Source organism: Vibrio sp. 99K-1 (assembly GCF_013114585.1).
Classification (GTDB): Bacteria; Pseudomonadota; Gammaproteobacteria; order Enterobacterales; family Vibrionaceae; genus Vibrio; species Vibrio chagasii_B.
Map to the genome: position 1 here is coordinate 1 of NZ_VTXF01000013.1, position 19069 is coordinate 19069.

The 19069-nt window shown below is 44.4% G+C and carries 17 protein-coding genes and 1 pseudogene; 7 read left to right on the top strand and 11 right to left on the bottom strand.

The features are described from left to right. Window positions 1-51: 51 nt before the first annotated feature. Window positions 52-723 (bottom strand): SH3 domain-containing protein, encoded by a 672-nt coding sequence (locus F0228_RS11680; protein WP_171730731.1) that lies wholly within the window; start codon window positions 721-723, stop codon window positions 52-54. 105 nt (window positions 724-828) lie between these two features. On the opposite strand from F0228_RS11680, the gene F0228_RS11685 reads away from it, so the two are divergent. Continuing rightward, complete coding sequence (locus F0228_RS11685; RefSeq protein ID WP_171762250.1) at window positions 829-1416, top strand: hypothetical protein; 588 nt, start codon at window positions 829-831, stop codon at window positions 1414-1416. 235 nt (window positions 1417-1651) lie between these two features. Further along, entirely contained in the window at window positions 1652-1894 is a 243-nt protein-coding gene (locus F0228_RS11690) for a hypothetical protein (RefSeq protein WP_004740110.1), read from the top strand. 171 nt (window positions 1895-2065) lie between these two features. Here F0228_RS11690 and F0228_RS11695 read toward each other — a convergent pair whose 3' ends face one another. Next, complete coding sequence (locus F0228_RS11695; protein WP_116871473.1) at window positions 2066-2524, bottom strand: Lrp/AsnC family transcriptional regulator; 459 nt, start codon at window positions 2522-2524, stop codon at window positions 2066-2068. Window positions 2525-2674: 150 nt separating this feature from the next. Here F0228_RS11695 and F0228_RS11700 point away from each other — a divergent pair, with 150 nt between their 5' ends. Together F0228_RS11700 and F0228_RS11705 are read left to right on the top strand one after the other, a co-directional pair. Continuing rightward, a complete protein-coding gene (locus tag F0228_RS11700) occupies window positions 2675-3613 on the top strand; it encodes a DMT family transporter (RefSeq protein WP_171762251.1) in 939 nt (312 codons plus the stop codon). Window positions 3614-3750: 137 nt separating this feature from the next. Continuing rightward, the gene (locus F0228_RS11705) at window positions 3751-4215 is read left to right on the top strand and encodes a hypothetical protein (protein WP_008219313.1); all 465 of its coding nucleotides are present in this window, start codon (window positions 3751-3753) and stop codon (window positions 4213-4215) included. 65 nt (window positions 4216-4280) lie between these two features. Here F0228_RS11705 and F0228_RS11710 read toward each other — a convergent pair whose 3' ends face one another. From F0228_RS11710 to F0228_RS11730, 5 genes and pseudogenes are all read right to left on the bottom strand, one after another. Then, complete coding sequence (locus F0228_RS11710) at window positions 4281-5654, bottom strand: HAMP domain-containing sensor histidine kinase (RefSeq protein WP_171762252.1); 1374 nt, start codon at window positions 5652-5654, stop codon at window positions 4281-4283. 45 nt (window positions 5655-5699) lie between these two features. After that, window positions 5700-6430: pseudogene (locus F0228_RS11715) on the bottom strand (response regulator transcription factor). 81 nt (window positions 6431-6511) lie between these two features. Next, a complete protein-coding gene (locus F0228_RS11720) occupies window positions 6512-7192 on the bottom strand; it encodes a spondin domain-containing protein (RefSeq protein WP_105058268.1) in 681 nt (226 codons plus the stop codon). A gap of 9 nt (window positions 7193-7201) precedes the next feature. Then, complete coding sequence (locus F0228_RS11725; protein ID WP_105058269.1) at window positions 7202-7885, bottom strand: spondin domain-containing protein; 684 nt, start codon at window positions 7883-7885, stop codon at window positions 7202-7204. Between the two features lie 391 nt (window positions 7886-8276). Continuing rightward, window positions 8277-8618 (bottom strand): YggL family protein, encoded by a 342-nt coding sequence (locus F0228_RS11730; protein ID WP_008219317.1) that lies wholly within the window; start codon window positions 8616-8618, stop codon window positions 8277-8279. A gap of 254 nt (window positions 8619-8872) precedes the next feature. On the opposite strand from F0228_RS11730, the gene F0228_RS11735 reads away from it, so the two are divergent. Continuing rightward, entirely contained in the window at window positions 8873-10900 is a 2028-nt protein-coding gene (locus F0228_RS11735) for a PhoX family phosphatase (protein ID WP_171762253.1), read from the top strand. A 172-nt stretch (window positions 10901-11072) separates the two neighbouring features. Here the strand turns inward: F0228_RS11735 and F0228_RS11740 are convergent, their stop codons facing one another. The 3 genes from F0228_RS11740 to F0228_RS11750 form a co-directional block, all read right to left on the bottom strand. Then, the gene (locus F0228_RS11740) at window positions 11073-11693 is read right to left on the bottom strand and encodes a LysE family translocator (protein ID WP_105058271.1); all 621 of its coding nucleotides are present in this window, start codon (window positions 11691-11693) and stop codon (window positions 11073-11075) included. A gap of 136 nt (window positions 11694-11829) precedes the next feature. After that, on the bottom strand, window positions 11830-13116 hold the full coding sequence (locus tag F0228_RS11745) for a DEAD/DEAH box helicase (RefSeq protein ID WP_004740103.1): 1287 nt from the start codon (window positions 13114-13116) through the stop codon (window positions 11830-11832). A gap of 181 nt (window positions 13117-13297) precedes the next feature. Then, a complete protein-coding gene (locus tag F0228_RS11750) occupies window positions 13298-14281 on the bottom strand; it encodes a GTP-binding protein (protein WP_116871468.1) in 984 nt (327 codons plus the stop codon). Between the two features lie 618 nt (window positions 14282-14899). Here F0228_RS11750 and clcA point away from each other — a divergent pair. Both clcA and F0228_RS11760 read left to right on the top strand, forming a co-directional pair. Then, window positions 14900-16306 carry a H(+)/Cl(-) exchange transporter ClcA gene (gene clcA, locus F0228_RS11755; protein ID WP_105058272.1) on the top strand — a complete coding sequence of 469 codons (1407 nt, stop codon included), beginning with the start codon at window positions 14900-14902 and terminating at the stop codon, window positions 16304-16306. Between the two features lie 206 nt (window positions 16307-16512). Next, a complete protein-coding gene (locus F0228_RS11760; RefSeq protein WP_171730738.1) occupies window positions 16513-17493 on the top strand; it encodes a TDT family transporter in 981 nt (326 codons plus the stop codon). A 155-nt stretch (window positions 17494-17648) separates the two neighbouring features. Here F0228_RS11760 and hmpA read toward each other — a convergent pair whose 3' ends face one another. Then, window positions 17649-18845, bottom strand: coding sequence for an NO-inducible flavohemoprotein (hmpA, locus tag F0228_RS11765; protein ID WP_171762254.1), 1197 nt, complete (start codon window positions 18843-18845; stop codon window positions 17649-17651). Between the last annotated feature and the right edge of the window lie 224 nt (window positions 18846-19069).

Below are 19069 nucleotides of genomic sequence, written 5' to 3' on the forward strand. Positions count from 1 at the left end.
GTTAACGTCTATCGACTATTTACATTCTCAACGGTAATAATTTTACATCTCTTAATCTTTAAATATTTCATTTGTATTTACATCAAGATAAATTTTGTTTTCAAGAGATAATCCACCACAGTAAATAAAGTAGACATTACGATCTTTATACCGAACTGATTTGACCCAACCACCTAGCTCTTCAAAATCACCAGGTTCGCATTCACCTTCAGAGATCAACTTAGCAACGGAATTGCGAAATGTCTCTTGGTATAGCTTAAGGTCATCAGATTTAACCAAATAAGAGTCCAATATCTCTTTGTTTTCTTTCTCAGAAATAATCACTTCATCATTCGATAGGCCAGACATGGAAACCCACTCTGCTGTTTGTGAGCCACCTTCTTTTAAAACAATGTAATCCGAAATGCGTCCCCAATCACCTTGCTTCTCAAGCACTTCTACTTTTTCACCTTTATAGAGATAGTCCGTTATTAACCCGTCAACCTCAGGCTGCTCTACCACCTTCAGCTTCCTATCTGATACATAAAACTCTGTCTGCTCTGGCTCCGGTTTTAGCTCCATAATGGGCTTTAAATCAGCTTCGGGTTGCTCAATCGTTTCAACAACTGGCTCATCAACCTTTTCTGGTGGCGTTGGGTCTTCTTTCATAACGAAGAAGTAATACGCAGTTCCTCCTCCGCCTAGTACTAACAACACAAGTAAAGCGATCAGCGCTTTTTTCATTCAATCCACCAGCTCTTCCGTTTGAAGTCAATGTCCAGTGTACCTCAACTCATTGTACAGCTCATCTATACTCTCTATAGAGAACACCATAAGTAGAGGAAGGTCATGAGTTTCTGGGGAAAAGTTCTGATCATAAGTGTGTCTGTTAGTACGAATACCGTATTTGCAAGCGGATGTAACAGTGAAGATTGGCAAACGCTGCTAGCTCGTCAGTTCGCTTTTGAAACCCGCTATAACCAATACACAAAAGAATTTAACCAAGTTCTCTCAACCTATGAGTCACAGACCCTACTGTCTAAACATTTCACTGGAGAGCAAGTCGTTGAACTTTGGGCAAAATACGAACAAAGATTTAATACGCAGCTCAACAGCCACATGAATACCGCTTACGATATCTCCGAAGTTCTGCTTAAACAGTCCTATGTAGTATCGACCGAACTAGAAGGCGCTCGTTCTCTTGCTCAACTATGGGAAGCAATGGCTCAAGATTGTGAGAAAGCCAAGCTAATGCGCCAGTCAGAAAGTGCACTGTCACATGTGAAGAGCTCGCAATCTCTCTCGCAAGACCTTAATGTGCTGAGTGAAAAATTTAGGCAACTATCATTTAGGTATCGTCAGGAAGCCACAATGATCGATGCTGCGCGCCAATCAAATGAGCGGGAAAGCGTTCAATCAAACGAACCGCTTCGCTAGATTTATCTGCAAAATCAGCTACGTCTGATGAAAATGTATTCAACCCAGCCTGAATCAAAGCTTTATCAATAACTTGTAAAACTAATGTGCTAACTATCAACAACAAAGTTCAATTTCCAACCAATGCAAGTAATTATGTGAGAGATTCATCACAAAATAGATTTACAAACGCCAGAAAATTGTTATCATGAATCTTCATATAACTTAATAACAAGAAACATTTTGGCTAGGTAATATGCAAAAAACTATGGCTTTCAACTGCTTGAGTAACACGGAATGGACTGCAGAGATAAGAGCTAAGCTTTTATCTGTAGCTAAACACATGGAAGAGTTCGGTTCAGTAAGTGAATTAGAGCTATGTAAGATATTTGGAGAAACAATCTGGAATGACGGTGTGGATTATCATTCACATGCTTTTTCATTCAGAATTAACGCACAAACTGGAGATTGTTCAATCTCTAACTTTAAGTATCACTAAGTTTTGCACCTATCATATACGGAGTACCTTTCACGAGGTGCTCCGTTTTTTATTGCTGCGAGTTTGGCACTTGATGAAACATCTTTGTTGAACCTCGCACTCTCGCGCCAAGGCTAAATCATTTCGTTTTCAGCTCACTCCCCCCCAATGACAACCACACTCTCCATCGTGTTAGTCTGTATACACTGGAAGCGGCGCATTGCCTTTTACTTGCCTTATCGCGAGGTGAGTGTGGATGTCTTTTACATTAGTGAGTCTTTGGAGCTTTCGGGTAAAGGCTTCATAAGCCATCAAGTTCGGGCTAACCACCTCTAGTAAATAATCATAAGCGCCAGACACAACATGGCAGCTGATGACCTCCTCCATCTCAACAATCGCGCCTTCGAACTTATCAATCGACACTTCTTGGTGGTTGTTTAGGCTCACCTCAACAAACACACTCATCGCCACACCAACTTTCTCTCGCGATAAACTCACGCGATATCCGTCGATAATGCCCTTTTCTTCTAGCCTTTTGATGCGTCTCGCGCAAGGTGAAGGGGATAAGCCAACTTCATCCGCTAACTCAGCCGTGGTCAATCTACCGTCCTTTTGTAACAACTCGAGAAGATGCCTATCAATCCTGTCCATAGCAAAAGCCACCCATTAGTTAAATTTGTTAATAATCCAAGGAATGTTAGCAGAAATCCTCAATGATAGGTCAAGTTAGAACCAAACTTGCCAACTTGAGGCATACAAATCCCCTCATAATAAACCACCATTTACTTGTTTGTTTATATTATGAAGCTTGGCTATCTTTCCATTACTGTCACTTTACTAATCTGGGCGAGTTTTTTTCTCTCACTAAAAGGCGGTGCTAATTCAAATTTAACGCCCGCAGACATCGCACTCACACGCTTTCTTATTCCTGCCTTGGTATTGTTACCTTTGGTGTGGAAAGCGCGTAATACCATTACAGCAGTGCCTAACCGTTACTTAGCAGGTATGTTCATCGGTAGTGGCCTGCCTTATTTGCTGGTTGCTGGCACAGCGATGCAATTCGTTCCAGTTTCTCACGGAAGTGCTTTAGTGCCCGGCACGCTACCTCTGTTTGTAACCGGGATTGCGGTGCTCTTTTTCAAGCAACCACTTAGCCGCCACCGAATCGTTGGTCTAGCTTTGGTGTTACTTGGTATTGTGTTGTTCCTTGGGAGCAGTTTGAGTAACTTCAATTTTGAGCACACCAAAGGCCACTTACTGTTCCTGTGCGGGAGCTTAATGTGGGCAACCTTCACTATCTCAGCTCGCGTTGCCAACTTAAATGCTTTGGTCAGTGCGGGCTTTATCTCTCTCTGCTCTACTTTGTTATTAGCCCTTCTTATCCTGACAGGAACACTCCCTAGTCACTTAATGGATGCACCTTTCGCTCAATGGCCTTTTGCAGAGCTTGCCATTCATTCAGCAGTACAAGGTGTCGGAGCGGGTTTAATTGCCGCATTCACTTACCTTTACGCGGTTAATACCTTAGGAGCAGAGCGTTCTGCTGCGTTTGGCAGCGCGACACCTGCCGTTGCGACACTATTGGCGATTCCATTGTTCCAAGAGATCCCAGATGCGATGACCTGGCTTGCCCTTGGTTCTATTTGTATTGGTAGCTTGGTCGCGAGCAATATCTTCATGAGAAACGACCAATCCATGCAATATCAGCCGCCCAGTCATAGTAAAGCGTGGCGCTGTTAATGTTCACCATTTCCGCTAGTTTTCAGGTATGCGGCATCCAGATAAGCCTACAAAGGTAGGCTTATCTAAAATCTGCTTTTTCTAAGCTCGCTTCTCCATTAAACTGTCCGACCTTTTTGCTGATTCAAGAGAACACCATGCAACGCGACTACACCTTAAATTGTTTAATCACCATGCCTCGTCATGAACTAGAAGAGTTTAGTTTAAGAATGATCCATCGCCTTGTTCCTGAAGACGCAATGACAGAATTGTTCACGTTTGAACAAGAAGAAGTCACCAGCGAAGAACGCATGCAGTCGGCAAAATTCGATGCGATGCTGCGTATGACGGCAATCGCACTTGGTGAGGTAAACCTAGCGTTTTCTGAATCGGATAACTCACAGCAAAACATCGAGCGCATGACTCGCCTACTGCTTTGGCACTTCTACTCAATATCTTTCAACTTAGAAGAAGCTATTGCGATTGAAGTACACTGCGAGAAAGTAGAGAAGATCTTAAAGAACGCACCAAAAGATGCCTTTGGTTGGGTTAAAGAATTAACTGAGTTGCTTCACTTCTACGCAAAAGTAAATGAAGGCAACGAAGAGAAGAAAGACGCGTAACCTCGCCTAATCTTTAGTAGGCTGCAATTCAAAAGCAGCCTAGCGAATACCAAAGGCAGAAAGAACTATATCGAAGGCAAGTAAAAGCTTTGCTGAAATGAGTTCTCTGCCTTTGTTGTTTCTAACACACTGTGATGCAACATCAGTATAGACTGCGCGATCTTGGTTCCTATTCCCAATGAACCATTCGGTGCTTCCTGCTCCACCTCATTTTGAATCACGACCCTCACCCGCTTCGAATCCGGTTCTAAATCAACACTCAGTGAAACTACTGTTCCAGTTGGGCTATGCCTCAACGCATTGTCTAGTAAGTTCAAAATCAACCTTTCAAGCAAGTCATTGTCACCAGCAGCTTTTACTCCATCAGGCATGTCAACCTTAAGTTCGACATCTTTATGGCGGTACTGACTCTGAATCGTTTCTAAGCACTCGCTAAGCAACCCATTCAAATCTATCGATGCGTATCGATAAGTAGGAACAGGATTGTCATGTTTGGCACTGTCGAGAAGTGAATGCAATTGTTCAGACAGTTTATTTCCATTGCGATACGCGACATCAATCAGTGGATCCGATTGAGGGTTTTGGATCTTCCATGTTTCTAAGTAACCCAACACACTTGATAACGGTGTTTTCAAATCATGGCTCAGTTGCAATAAACTTTGCCTACGATGTGAAGACTGATACTCAAGCTGTAAGAACTGCTGTTGAATGTGTTTCGCCATCAACTGATACGAGCGTGCAATCGGCACCAACTCTGGCACTTGGTGAATAAAGTTGGAGTCGAGGCGGAAATCTTGCTCTGCTTGCTGTTGTAGCTTGTTGGTGACCTCTTCAATAGGGTTTAACAGGCTACGTTTCACGAGCAGGTAAGCGCCAATCGCAAAGCCTAAGATAGAGATCAGCATAAGTCCTGCTAGCGCCATATAAGGCGTATCGACTTGTGAATTGGCAATGACGGTATGGCGGTTACTGCCAATCAACACATACAGATACCCCACCGTAGAACCCAACTCTTCAATCGCAGCAACAGAGAATACCTTACGATATTCAGGATTGATCGGGTCTTCACCCAGAATCGGATAAGGCTCGTCATTTAAGAATTGTTTAATGGGGGCTAAGTCTATCTGGTTTGCCAACACAGTGCCCTCTGGCGCGGCGTGTGTCGTGATATTGCCCTGACTGTCGAGAAAGTAGATGTCGAAATCGGGACCAATCAACATCAAGGTATGAAATATGGATTTAAGGGCTTTTGGGTTGTAGTCCGTGCCAATCATCAGAGGGTTATCATCACGCATGTGCAGCGCGAGATCTTTATGTAAGCTCTGCTTAGTTCTTTGTTCTATGGTCTCTTTTTGCCAATGATAGGTATAGGCGATAACCACACTCACGAGCAGAAACCATATACTGGTAAACAGCACTAAACGCGATTTGAAGCTCATGTTCTCTCCTCGATGTCTCTTAAGCTTAGGACGCGACACATAACCCTAAACTTTCGATTCGAACTTATAGCCCACACCCCACACGGTCTTGATGAAATCATCGTCGCTATTCGGCATGGCCAACTTTGTTCTCAAGCGGTTAACCGTGCTACACACCGTGTGGTGATAACCAGAATGGTCGGTATTCCAAACGTGATTGAGCAGCTCGTCTTTGCTATAGACTCGCCCGGTCGGGTGGCTAAAAAGTGAAGTAAGGTAAATTCGGTTGCAGTCAGTGGGACATCTTGATTATTCAATGAAACCTGATGACGCTCAGGTTGGATGGTAAGCCCGCCAAAACTCATTACGGGTTCGGTTGATTGTGCATCTTTCACTGTTGATTCAGAGTGACTTAAACGACGCAATACGTTCCTCACGCGAGCTTGAAACTCGAGCACGCTGAAAGGCTTGGTAATGTAATCATCAACCCCAGCTTCTAAGCCCGACACCTTATCTAGCTCAGTGTCTCTTGCTGTAAGCATTAGCACAGGCGTCCAGTCTTCTTGCTGGCGTAACAATCGACAGAAATCGAGACCATCGCCGTCAGGTAAGCCTCGATCAAGCACGATCAAATCAAACTGGCTTCCCTGATATAGCGCTTGAGCCATTTCAATTGAGTTGGTCCTTACAACATCATGTCCTTGGAACTTGAGATGCATCTGCACCAGCTCAGCCAAGTCGTCATCGTCTTCGACTAACAATATGTTTGCCATCAAATTTACCGCAGCACTGTTCATTATCCCTGCTCTATTCGGAGTCTGCCCACCTTTCAATTGACCGGAACAGAGCAGGAATTCTTTCATCGTGTTTTTACCCAGCTACTCTGTGCGAGTAATAGTGATTCGCGCACCGGGGTTAAGGAAACGATGATTGCCACTTAGTGCAGAAGTCGCCAAACCATCATCTTGGCTAATAACACCAGAGTGGAAGCTGACGACATCGGTGTCGTTTCTAACGCTGTTAAAGCCCTCTCCACCACCAGCAGGCCCAGGAATGGTTGCTGCGAGTTCATCATTAAGCTCGGTTCCTGAATCCCACACATTCATGTTCATCACGAATGTGTCGCCCACCGCTAATGATTTCAGCGATAAACCAGATTCACCGACAAACGCATCATTGGTATTCACCAACATTGAAGCAACAGAAATATACTCTTCTAAGCTTGGGTCGACACGAATAGACACTGTGTCTTGTTCTCCGGAAAGGATCAGCCCATTGCCTGAAATGCCTTGATAAACATTCGCGTCGCTGTCGCTTAGCGCGATGAGTTCAGCATTGCTTCCACCTTCAGCTAGGTATTCAAGGTCAACAGAAGCACTTTGGCCGATCTCAAACAGCTCAAAGCTAGTGTTGTGTGTCAGTACCGCGAGTGGTGACATAGGTTGGTTGGGCGTGAGGTTGGTAACGCTCACATCGTAGCGGTAGTAATCATCGTCATCATCAGGACAACCGGCTAACACGGCGACAGAAGCAGCGATAAATAAAATTCTAGCTTTCATACATCCCCCTTACTTCACAACGATCGTGATGGTTGCCACAGGGTTTAACCAGCGATGGCTGCTGCTATCGAGGTCACTAATACCGCCTGCAGCATCACTATCACCAATGTTGCCCGGATGAATATGTACCTTAGCGTTAGACACGGCAGTTTCTACACCTGTACCACCAGCACCAAAGGTAATAAAGGGAGGGTTTGGCATACTACCAGCCAACTCATCATTGGCTTCAGTACCTGCATCGTAGCCATTCAGTGTGGCTTTATAGGTACCTGCTTGAGCTGGGATCTTCCAGCTGTCTAATCCAACAAAACCATCATTGGTTGGTAATAACATTGCGCCAAGTGACAAGTAAGCTAAATCACCCGTATCGATATCAAACGTAGTTGCGACACCTGGGTTAAGAATGCCACTCGCAGGGTTCTCAACGACGACACCACCCGCATTGGCGATTACACCAGATAATCCCGAGATGTCTCCGCCTTCCGCCATGGATTCCAACTCAGCAGAAGCTGCCTCCCCCGTTCTAAACATGAACAAGCTTGAATCATGGGCCGCTGCCAAGATTGGCGTAAAGTAGATTCCTTTAGTTGCATTCGTCACTGTCACCTCAAGCTGGGCTGCCTGGGCTTGAACAGCTCCAAAAGCGAACATCGCAGAGCCGATCACTAAGCTGATTTGAGTACGTTTATTCATTTTGATTCCATCCTTTACTGAGTCCTTTCGTGACTGACGAATCAATAACATCGAAATACGTGTTATCTAGTCAGCCACGAACTGTGGTGTTGACTCTAAGAATGACGCCCAAATCTATCAGCAACTTCATTGAATTCTCATAAAAGTCTCACAAGTTTATACAAACTTATTACAGCCCAGATAAGTACCCATAGAGCGCTGATATTTAAGTGAAATTAGTCGCCTCGCAAAGCAAAGCAAAGCAAAAGAGAAACATTAAAAAGAGAATAATAAAGGAAGAAAACGCAAAAAGGCCGAATCGATTTACCGATTCGGCCTCTGTTTGGGTGTATTGTTGCTCGTTCTAAAAGCCGTGTAGGCCTCTAAGTGAAGCTAACAGTACAACATCAATTTAGAACGCGTAGTTTGCGTCAATAAGCTCGCTGACTTCAACTTTTGTTACTTCAGCACGCGCTTCAAGCCATTGTGCAACTTGCAGTTGCTCTGCTTCAGTTACAGAACGGTAACGCTCGATAGAACATAAGAAACCTTCAAACAGCTCAAGGCCACCGCCACCAAAGCATAAGCCGATGCTGTCGATGAAATCGATGAACTCGTCAATGAACACATCGTATTGGTCAAAATCAGCAATCGATGTCTTGCAGCTTACTTCAAAACCCAGAATCGCGAATTCACCTAGGTATAGCTTTTTGCGTAGGCGACGATTTTTGTTTTCGATTTTATCTAATTTCATAACTGTCTCTCTTTTCATTTGATTAAGCATTTATACACAGTTCTAACCCAATCCCCAAGTGTTTTGTCTTGCATGAGAAGTCTTATGGCAAAAATCGTGCTACAGAAACAAAAACTTAATAAAAACTATAAAAATCTGTCACTTAACTGCTTCACGATTGGTCACACATTTACCCAACTTATTAACCAATCAGTTAGTACGAGGGTAAGTCATAAATAACGAATAATAAAATCAGCCAATAGGAAGCAGTCGCGATGAGCAAGGAAACATTTGATAGCACTCGTTTTAACAAGAGTAAAAACAAACCCTTCGAAGAAGTTCTAGATGCAAACCTTTCAAGAAGAAACGTATTAAAAGGCGGTTTAGGCATCAGTGCAATGACCGCTTTTGGCGCGTTTGGTTTAGCGGGTCACAGCACAGCTAACGCCGCAACAATGCAAGCAACAGGCGCGCAAAAAAGCACCGCAACTTTAGCGTTTGAATCGGTTAAAGGCTCATTGACTGACAGTGTTGTTGTGCCTAAAGGCTACACAGCACAAGTGCTCGTTCCTTGGGGCACACCACTTAACAAACATGGCAATGCTTGGTTAAAAGACGGTACAAACAACGCGCAAGACCAAGCTAACGCACTGGGAATGCACCACGATGGCATGCACTTCTTCCCGCTTGATGGCAACAGCAACGATGGCTTATTGGTAATCAACCACGAATACATTGACCAAAAAGCATTGCACGCTAATGGCCCGACATACAATGAAGGCGCTCGTCCTAACATTGATGAAGTACGCAAAGAGATCAACGCGCACGGCGTAAGTGTGGTTCGCGTGAAGCTTGAAGGTAGTCAATGGGTAATGGTCGATAACGATCCACTTAACCGCCGCTACACTGGCACGACAGTAATGGATCTATCTGGCCCTGTCGCTCACAGTGAGTTTACCAAAACCAAATTCTCACAAGACGGCAGCCAAGCTCGCGGCACATTGAATAACTGTGGTAACGGCTACACACCTTGGGGCACTTACCTGACTTGTGAAGAGAACTGGCCGGGTTACTTCGTCAATAAAGGCGAGACAACGCCAGCGCAAGAACGTATTGGAATCGCTACCGACAAAACACGTTACGGTTGGGACACACTTTCAGGTAACAAACAAGAACGCTTAGACGAATTTGCACGCTTTGACGTAACACCAACAGGTGAGTCAGCGATGGACGATTATCGTAACGAAGCACACGGTCACGGCTACATTGTTGAGATCGACCCCTACACTGCAAACTCTCGTGCGAAAAAGCGCTCTGCTCTGGGGTGCTTCCGTCACGAAGGTTGTACCTTTGGTAAGTTAACCGAAGGCGAACCAATCGTATTCTACTCTGGTCACGATTCTCGTTTCGAATACCTCTACAAATTTGTTTCTGAAGCGAAATGGGACCCGCGTGACGCTGAGCCAAGCAACCGCCTAAGCGCGGGCGACAAGTACATGGACAAAGGCACGCTTTACGTCGCTAAGTTCAACGACGATGGTTCTGGGACATGGTTACCGCTAACACTGAGCAGCAAAACCACTAACGGTGGCAAGCTAGGTGATACGTTTGACTCTCAAGCTGCACTTATCGTTAATACAGCAGGCGCAGCCGACCTTGTAGGCGCAACGCCAATGGATCGCCCTGAATGGTGCTCTGTAGACCCAATGACAGGTACGGCTTACCTAACGTTGACTAATAACAACAAGCGCAAAGAAGCGAACTCAGCGAACCCTCGCGTAAACAACAAGTTTGGTCATGTTATCCGTTGGGATGAAGGCAAAACGGCGGGCGAATTCGATTGGGATATCTTTGTATTCGGCTCTCCTGCAGTGGAAGACAAATCTATCAACCGCTCAGGTCTAACAGATATGAACCAATTCGCGAGCCCTGATGGCCTAGCTTTTGATGCACGTGGCATCTTATGGATTCAGACAGATAACGGCTCAGACGAAGTAACGGGCTACACCAACGATCAAATGCTGGCTGTGGTTCCATCTCAGTTAACGGATGACAAAGGCAACAGCGCGGTGATTGATGCAAACAACCAAGCACAACTTAAGCGCTTCTTTGTTGGTCCAAACGGTTGTGAAGTGACTGGCTTTACCATCAGCCCAGACTTCAAATCACTGTTTGTGAACATTCAACACCCTGCGAACTGGCCATCATCAGACGATGCAACGGCTCAGACTCAAGGCAACGTTCGTCCGAGAGCATCTACCGTTGTGATTCGCCGTGAGGACGGTGGTGAAATCGCGGTTTAATCGGTAGAACTGGCTAAGATCGGAAACATTTCTAACATCTAGCTATGTAAAACCATAAAGAGCGATAAGGCCAAATGCCCTATCGCTCTTTTTCTATTCTATTCAATCTTCGGTTTAAGTAAGAACCCTAGCATTCAAGCTCATCGTCATACCAAGCTCTCGTTAATCGCAGTTAACTCACGAACAACCACACACCAACACCCATCATCAAAGTGCCGGCAATGCGGTTCATCAACTTCACGTTATCAGCCTTACCGAGCATGTGCTTAAGGCTCTTACCGCCTGTCGCGTACAGAGTCATACAAACAAACTCAGAAACAAGAATAATCGACACGAGAATGAACAACTGCGGTGCTAAGTCTTTACTGCTGTTAATAAAAGGAGGCAGCAGAGAAATCATAAACGCCCAGCCTTTCGGGTTTGCAATCGCAGTAACAAAGCCTTGAACCACCAAATCCCAATCATTGTTCACTTGGGTGTCTTGATTATCAGTACTGATCGCCAGTTTGCCTCTTGAGCGCCACATCTGAATACCTAGGTAGAACAAATATGCTGCACCAACGAACTTAAAGCCAGCAAATAACCACGGGTAGTTCAGCATTATTGAAGCAATACCCAATACAGCGGCAACCGACACAACAGCAACACCTGCCAGCTCACCGATCATCATCCATAATGTGCGCTTGTAACCAATACTCATACCAAGCGTTAAGGCCAAAGTCATACACATGCCGGGCGTGATTGATACAAAGAAAAACGTGGGGATGAAAGCCCAAAGTAGCGCGCTATCCATATTATTACCTTATCGACTTATTTTTATTTGATTGTTTAGCTTGTTGAGCTGTCTTTGTAAGGAGCGACCTTATATTTAGCGACACCACGAAAAAGAGCCACAATACAGTGGCTCTTTTCTATAACCAACCGTAATTTTACTTACGACGGTTTTTAATTCGCTTCATCATAGCTAGACGACGTTCTGCGCTTGCTTGGTCTTGTGGTGCATCGTTCGCGTTATTCTTACGACCTTGGCGGTTTTTGTATGCCGCTTTCGTGTTTAGCTTCTCGATGTAAGCATCACGCTTCTTAGGCTCGTAACCAGGTTGCTCAACACGACGAATACGTTGTTGAATCAGTTTCTCAACCTGAACCACGGTCAACTCTTCTTCACGGTTAACGAAAGAAACAGCATGACCTTGCTTACCTGCACGACCAGTACGGCCGATACGGTGAACATAATCTTCTGCTAAGAAAGGCATGTCGTAGTTAATCACGTGTGGTAAGTCTTCAATATCAAGACCACGAGCCGCAACATCGGTTGCTACCATTACACGCGCTTTACCTTCTTTAAAGTCATCTAGAGCACGACGACGAGCACTTTGCGCTTTATCACCGTGACACAGTACAGCTTTAATACCGTCTAGCTTAAGCTCTTTAACCACTTCGTTTGCGGTTTCTTTGTAGTTCACAAACACCAGCACTTGGCGCCAGTTTTTACGGCCAATCAGCTCAGAAAGTAGCTCTGTTTTACGCTCTTGATCCACAGGGTAAACTACGTGACCTACCGTTGCAGCCGTTGAGTTTTCACGCTCAACACTGATACGTTTTGGCTTACGTAAGATATCAACCGACAGTTGGTTTAACTGCGTTGATGTGGTCGCAGAGAACATCATGATTTGTGGAGAAGTTTCTACATCCAACATGATCTTGCGAACCGCATTGATAAAGCCCATATCTAAGATACGGTCAGCTTCATCAAATACTAGGAATTCTAGGTTAGCAATAGACACGTTACCCGCTTCTAAGTGCTCTTCTAAACGGCCTGGCGTCGCAACCAGAATATCAACACCCAGTTCTAATTGACGAACCTGTGAAGACATCTTGTTACCACCGTAAACCGCAGAAACGCTTAGTTCTGTGTATTTAACGTAGTCTTTAATGTTTTGAGCAATCTGCGCTGCTAGCTCACGAGTTGGAGCTAGAATAAGGCCGCGAGCCGTTCCTCGAGATGCTTTTTTACCACTGTTCAGTAGATGCTGGATAACAGGCAATGAGAATGCCGCTGTTTTACCTGTACCGGTTTGAGCAGTAGCAAAAATATCATGGCCTTTACGAGCCATTGGAATTGCTTTTTGTTGAATTGGAGTGAGTTTTTCATAACCACACTCAGTCAGCGCTTTGACTAATTCAGGAGCAAAACCTTGAGAGGAAAATGACATTGTTACGAGTTCCTTAAGCAGACAGCCTACATTCTTATTTCAGCCGAGCACTATAAAGTAATTAGAGTGATTTATCTCACATTTATCGTGATATAACGCAAATTTTCTCACTTAATCTGGTGTTTACCTAGCTAACTGCGAAGCAAACACCCGATTATTATGCTCAAACAGGGAATAAACCCTATTTGATGCCACACAGATTGAGCAAGATCTGCTCTAGATCGCCCCAAGGCATTAGCTGTGAGTCGATAACTTCTAATCGTGATTCAAAACCATCAAGTGTGATTTCATTGACTGAAACAACTTGATTCGCGACGTTGAAAGCAAAGCAACCTTGGTCAGTGTTGACCACCGCTTTAACGCGCTCAGCCGTTAAATCAGACAGCATTGAGAATAGCGCATCGAAATCGAATTTATACTCTGCGCCAAACAGCCAACCACAGCTAAAATAACCCTGCCCTTTGTTTTCCTTACGGATGAACGCTTCGCCCGGAGGAAGTTCAAATTGAGGTTCTTGTTCAGCGTGATCATGATGGTGTGATTCAAGATGAGTTGACGCACTGCCGTACACACGTTCAATGTCCAACACTTCTAGAGGCACTTCACCATCGTGAATCAACTTATGGAACACTTTCGCTGGCGTTTGATCCGTTACCCAATCATTAAATACATCGATGTCTTCAGAGTTAACAAGGTCAACTTTAGTACCAAGAATCACATCGGCACTGTCTAACTGATCATTAAAGTTCTGATTAGAGGTGTATTTTTCGTTGGATAAGTTACGCGGATCTACCAAACCTAGCGTCGCTTTAAGATCAACGTATGGCGTGTATTGATCTGAAGTCAGGGTCGCAATAACCTGCTTTGGGTGCCCTAGACCTGTTGGCTCAATAAGTAAACGGTCTGGCTTTTGACGGAGCAACGCATTAATGCCCACCGACATCGGCACGCCAGCAGTACAACACATGCAACCACCCGGTACTTCTTTAATCAAAGCACCTTGGTCTGTCATCAATGCACCATCAATGCCGATCTCACCGAACTCATTAACCAGTACAGCCCAGTTTTCATTCTCAGGTTTGTTTTTAAGTAAGTTCAAAATCGCTGTCGTCTTACCAACACCTAAGAAACCCGTAATTATGTTTGTAGGAACTTTTTTGGTCATATCAGTTCTCCTTTTTTAGGGAGTATATACACAATTACCGAAAAGTTGACCCCAATCACTTGTTTATACTCATATTGAATCGCAAAGCGTGGGTTCGCAAAATGGAGAGTCGGGCTGAGAAGCTGAAAATTGACCAATAAGGAATTAACATCCAGGGAGAGATGAGTGTTGGCTGATGGCTAGCAAAATAAAGAAAAGCAGATTTTGGATGCTCCAAACGAACTAAAGGCGTACTTCATGAGTACGCCTCACCCTCGTTACTCAATCGTGAGTTCGCGAATCAGGAAGCCTTAGATATCGACCTGAACATTTAACGAGGAACTAAAAACTTTGTTTCTGAATCCATCCAAATTGTGTGTAAAACCTCACTTCTCCTTGCGGTTCGTTATGTTGCTTTACGATTTAACTATGGTTCATTTTTGCGGTAATTCAAGTTACCACCCGAGAAACGATCAAAATTGTGACGGTGATTCCACTATATTGTCCATAGATCTTATTTATGTAATACACTACTTTCATAAATGAAATTCAACTTTGCATCTTTGCTGCTATAGGATAAGCAAGGGAGGCGTATAATTTACGACAGTCCCACCGCATCAACTCAGGAACCAACCTTCAATGACCAATAGAGAGAAATTTAAGCAATCCCTTTTAGCAAAAATGCCAAGGGGTGCTATTAACCAATTTCTTTCTAGAGACAAAGCTCCCGTTTCAGTTCTCATCCTCTCGTGCATTGTTGGTGTCCTTGCCGGTGTCGTTGGTACCTATTTCGAAGTTGCGGTTCATTTCATCACAGAAACGCGTACCGATTGGCTAAAAGACGAGATTGGAAGCTATTTACCACTTTGGCTAGCTGCCTTTCTTATCAGTGCTGCATTCGCCTTTATTGGCTATTTCCTCGTTCATCGCTTTGCTCCTGAAGCCGCAGGATCTGGTATTCCTGAGATTGAAGGCGCAATGGACGGGATGCGTCCGGTTCGTTGGTGGCGAGTATTGCCCGTGAAGTTCTTTGGTGGTATGGGCGCACTCGGTTCTGGTATGGTTTTAGGTCGTGAAGGGCCAACCGTGCAAATGGGTGGTAGTATTGGTCGTATGGTCACTGACATCTTCCGAGTAAAAGATGATGACAGCCGCCACTCTTTACTAGCTTCGGGTGCGGCTGGCGGTTTAGCTGCTGCATTCAACGCACCGCTAGCTGGGATTATGTTCGTTGTCGAAGAGATGAGACCGCAGTTTCGCTACTCGCTTATTTCTATCAAAGCCGTCATCATTTCTGCCGTTTCAGCCAACATTGTATTTCGCTCTATCAATGGGCAGTCGGCTGTTATTACCATGCCTCAGTATCAACAACCGGATCTGAGTGCGCTTTGGTTATTCTTATTATTGGGCGTACTGTTCGGTATGTTTGGGGTGATATTCAATAAACTTATCACCCTTTCACAAGACATGTTTGTCGCAATACATAAGAACGACCGTAAACGTTACTTGATTACAGGTACTTTGCTTGGCGGGTGCTTTGGCCTATTGCTTCTCTATATTCCAGAGTTGACTGGTGGTGGTATTGGCATTATCCCAAATGTCACCAACGGCAATTACAGTACCAATATATTACTGCTTATCTTTTTAGGGCGCGTACTAACCACGTTACTCTGTTTCGGCTCTGGCGCACCGGGCGGTATCTTTGCGCCGATGCTAGCACTGGGCACGCTCTTTGGTTACGCATTCGGGCTTATCGCGGCAGCACTCTTTCCTGAGCTGAATATAGAACCGGGCATGTTTGCGATTGCAGGTATGGGCGCACTGTTCGCAGCTACTGTACGTGCACCGATTACAGGGATATTACTGGTTATCGAAATGACCAATAATTACTACCTGATCTTACCGTTGATCATCACTTGTCTTGGTGCCGTAATCATTGCCCAAATGTTAGGTGGTCAGCCGATTTACAGCCAACTCCTCAACCGCACACTAAAAAACGAGAAATTGAGACAACAAGATCTCCCTCAACAAGAGGAAGTTCGTTAATAACAAATAACTCATGAAACAAAAGCACACATTCAACGTGCTTAATGTCCCGATTTCGCATCAAAATCAAAAAAGCAAACGTTAAACTTGGTATCATCCACTCAAAATTAGTTGAGCGCCCTCAACATCTATTGAAGGCACAACTGCACGCTCTAACTAGAGCAAAAATTCTAATGTTTGATAAATAACTAAGTTGGAGCAAGTCGTTGAACTGGAGAAGATTAACCCAAGTAAAAAATGTGCCGCCATCACAGGCGTCTTTAGCACTTGGTGTTATTGGGCTAGGACAGGCGTGGGCACTGTATCTCCCGGGGGTTGGTGAGATCATTCGTCCTTATCTCGCCGCATTCGGCGCGCTATTATTACTGCCAGTTTTACTTCGTTATCTCACCAGCTTTAATACCTTCATCAATGATATTCGTCACCCGCTTAGTGGAAGCCTAATGGCACCAATGAGCATGGCACTGTTGATCCTGTGCGACTATTTAGCCGAGATCTCCACCATAATCGCCTACCCAATATGGTTCTGTGCTCTATTGCTGCATTTTACTATGATGGTGTTGTTCTTCAGTTTCCAGATCATCAACTTCAAAATGTCGAACATTGTTCCAAGTTGGTTCCTATATCCAGTAGGCTTGATCAGTAGTTCATTGGCAGGCACACAGTTTGGCCACACCGTATTTTCAGAAACGCTTGCAGCAACCTGTATTGGTATCTATTTCTTCATGCTCCCTGTGGTGCTATATCGCTTGGTGTTTGAAGGGAACCTTCCACGCAGAGCAAGGCCAACACTGGCAATCATGGCCGCTCCGGTAAACTTGTCTTTAGCCGCGTACTTGGTCAACTTTAACAATCCAGATCCTATTCTCACAGGCGCATTGTCAGGTATCGCCATCACCATGACATTGTTGATTTACCTATGTTACATCCGCTTAATGCGCTTGAAGTTTCAACCTTCAATAGCGGCTGTCACCTTTCCTTCTGTTATCAGTGCCATCGCCATGCATCGTTTAACTACATTTTTCGGTGCAGAATACCCACAATGGTACTGGCTACACAAGTTTGGCTTCTTCGAGCTCACCATCGCAACTATCTTAGTGATTTGGGTCGCAGGCGGTTACGTGAAAATGTACTGGCCCGAGCTTTTTGACCCCGATTACATGTCTAAGAAAGTGAAACGTTCTTAATCAACTAAAAAACACTTTCTAACTCGCTGAATCCGCGGTTCTACACACAACAAAAAAGGCCTCACACTGTGAGGCCTTTTGAATAGGCAAGGTTTTTAATAGATCAGGCGAGTGTTAACACAACTCCCTAGAGTTCTTAAAAGTTAGCGTGGTTCTTAGAAGTTCGCGTGAGGGCCAAATACTTCATAGTGAACTCGTGAACGACAAACGTTTAGCGCGTCTAGTTGCTCTACGATGTTCTTCATAAAGCCAACCGGACCACAAATGTAGAAGTCGCTCTCTTCAAAACCTTTCGTGTCAGAAATAGACGCTAAGTCCATTTGACCTTCGTGCGTATTCTCACACGCAGATGCTTCTTTGTTCATGTACCAGGTTTTTGCTTCCCAACCTTTATCGGCAACGATATCTTTCACACGTTTAGTGAATGAGTGTTGGCCTTCATTTTCACAAGCGTGTAGGTAAAGTACTGGCTCATTTTTCTCTTCAGTATTCAGGAACTCAAGCATAGACTGCATTGGCGTTACACCAACACCTGCAGAGATAAGCGTTACTGGCTTACTGCGCTCTTGATACATGAAGTCACCTGCCGGAGCGTAAAGGCTTACTTCATCACCGATAGCAACCGTGTCGTGTAGGTGGTTAGAAACCACGCCCTGTGTTTCTTGACCATGGCCTTCACGCTTCACAGAGATGCGGTATTGCTTACCGTTCGGCTTATCTGATAGTGAGTATTGACGAATTTCGCTGTATTGCGCGCCTTCTGGCTTAACTTCGATACCTATGTATTGACCAGGCGTGTAGTCTAGAACGTCACCGCAATCTTTTGGTTGTAGAATAAAGCTTGTTACTAGTGCTGATTCTTCAATCTTATCTGCAATCACGAATGTACGTGCCGCTTCCCAGCCGCCAACAGCTTGTTTGCGTTGTAGGTAAAGTTCAGCTTCACGATCGATGAATACTTGAGCCAAGAAAAGGTACGCCGCTGTCCACGCTTCTTCTACTTCAGGAGTAAACGCGTCTGTTGCCAATTCGCGTAGTGTTTCAATCAGGTGTAAACCAACAATTTGGTAGTGTTCTGGTTGAATGTTAAAGCTTGTATGTTTGTGAGCAATGCGTTCAACCGCTGTTGTTAACGCTGCTAGGTTTTCAATGTTCTTTGCATATGCCGCGATAGCTTCAAACAGTGCTACGCCTTGGCGACCTGTTCTTTGGTGAGTCATATTGAAGATATCTTTTAACTCAGGGTTATGCGTGAACATACGTTGATAAAAGTGCTGAGTTAAAGCTGGGCCTGCGCTCTCAAGTAGAGGAATAGTAGATTTGATGATTTCGATATGTGCATTGTTAAGCATGAATTTACTCCGAACACTGAGCCTTATGACCTATTATGTCATTTTGACTACTTAAAAATTAAGAATGACTTATCGATTTTCTGAAAGCTTAGTTATTCTTAGAAACTGAGTTATTTTGACTCGTTTTCATTTCAAAAAATCGCGAAACCTGATTAATGCCACCTGATTGATTGAGATCAAGAATAGTCTGTTTAATCAGCGCTATAATTGGGCTTCACTGTCTG

Coding starts and splice junctions, on each gene's coding strand:
- F0228_RS11680 (WP_171730731.1), bottom strand. CDS start 723: ATGAAAAAAGCGCTGATCGCTTTACTTGTGTTGTTAGTACTAGGCGGA.
- F0228_RS11685 (WP_171762250.1), top strand. CDS start 829: ATGAGTTTCTGGGGAAAAGTTCTGATCATAAGTGTGTCTGTTAGTACG.
- F0228_RS11690 (WP_004740110.1), top strand. CDS start 1,652: ATGCAAAAAACTATGGCTTTCAACTGCTTGAGTAACACGGAATGGACT.
- F0228_RS11695 (WP_116871473.1), bottom strand. CDS start 2,524: ATGGACAGGATTGATAGGCATCTTCTCGAGTTGTTACAAAAGGACGGT.
- F0228_RS11700 (WP_171762251.1), top strand. CDS start 2,675: ATGAAGCTTGGCTATCTTTCCATTACTGTCACTTTACTAATCTGGGCG.
- F0228_RS11705 (WP_008219313.1), top strand. CDS start 3,751: ATGCAACGCGACTACACCTTAAATTGTTTAATCACCATGCCTCGTCAT.
- F0228_RS11710 (WP_171762252.1), bottom strand. CDS start 5,654: ATGAGCTTCAAATCGCGTTTAGTGCTGTTTACCAGTATATGGTTTCTG.
- F0228_RS11720 (WP_105058268.1), bottom strand. CDS start 7,192: ATGAAAGCTAGAATTTTATTTATCGCTGCTTCTGTCGCCGTGTTAGCC.
- F0228_RS11725 (WP_105058269.1), bottom strand. CDS start 7,885: ATGAATAAACGTACTCAAATCAGCTTAGTGATCGGCTCTGCGATGTTC.
- F0228_RS11730 (WP_008219317.1), bottom strand. CDS start 8,618: ATGAAATTAGATAAAATCGAAAACAAAAATCGTCGCCTACGCAAAAAG.
- F0228_RS11735 (WP_171762253.1), top strand. CDS start 8,873: ATGAGCAAGGAAACATTTGATAGCACTCGTTTTAACAAGAGTAAAAAC.
- F0228_RS11740 (WP_105058271.1), bottom strand. CDS start 11,693: ATGGATAGCGCGCTACTTTGGGCTTTCATCCCCACGTTTTTCTTTGTA.
- F0228_RS11745 (WP_004740103.1), bottom strand. CDS start 13,116: ATGTCATTTTCCTCTCAAGGTTTTGCTCCTGAATTAGTCAAAGCGCTG.
- F0228_RS11750 (WP_116871468.1), bottom strand. CDS start 14,281: ATGACCAAAAAAGTTCCTACAAACATAATTACGGGTTTCTTAGGTGTT.
- clcA (WP_105058272.1), top strand. CDS start 14,900: ATGACCAATAGAGAGAAATTTAAGCAATCCCTTTTAGCAAAAATGCCA.
- hmpA (WP_171762254.1), bottom strand. CDS start 18,845: ATGCTTAACAATGCACATATCGAAATCATCAAATCTACTATTCCTCTA.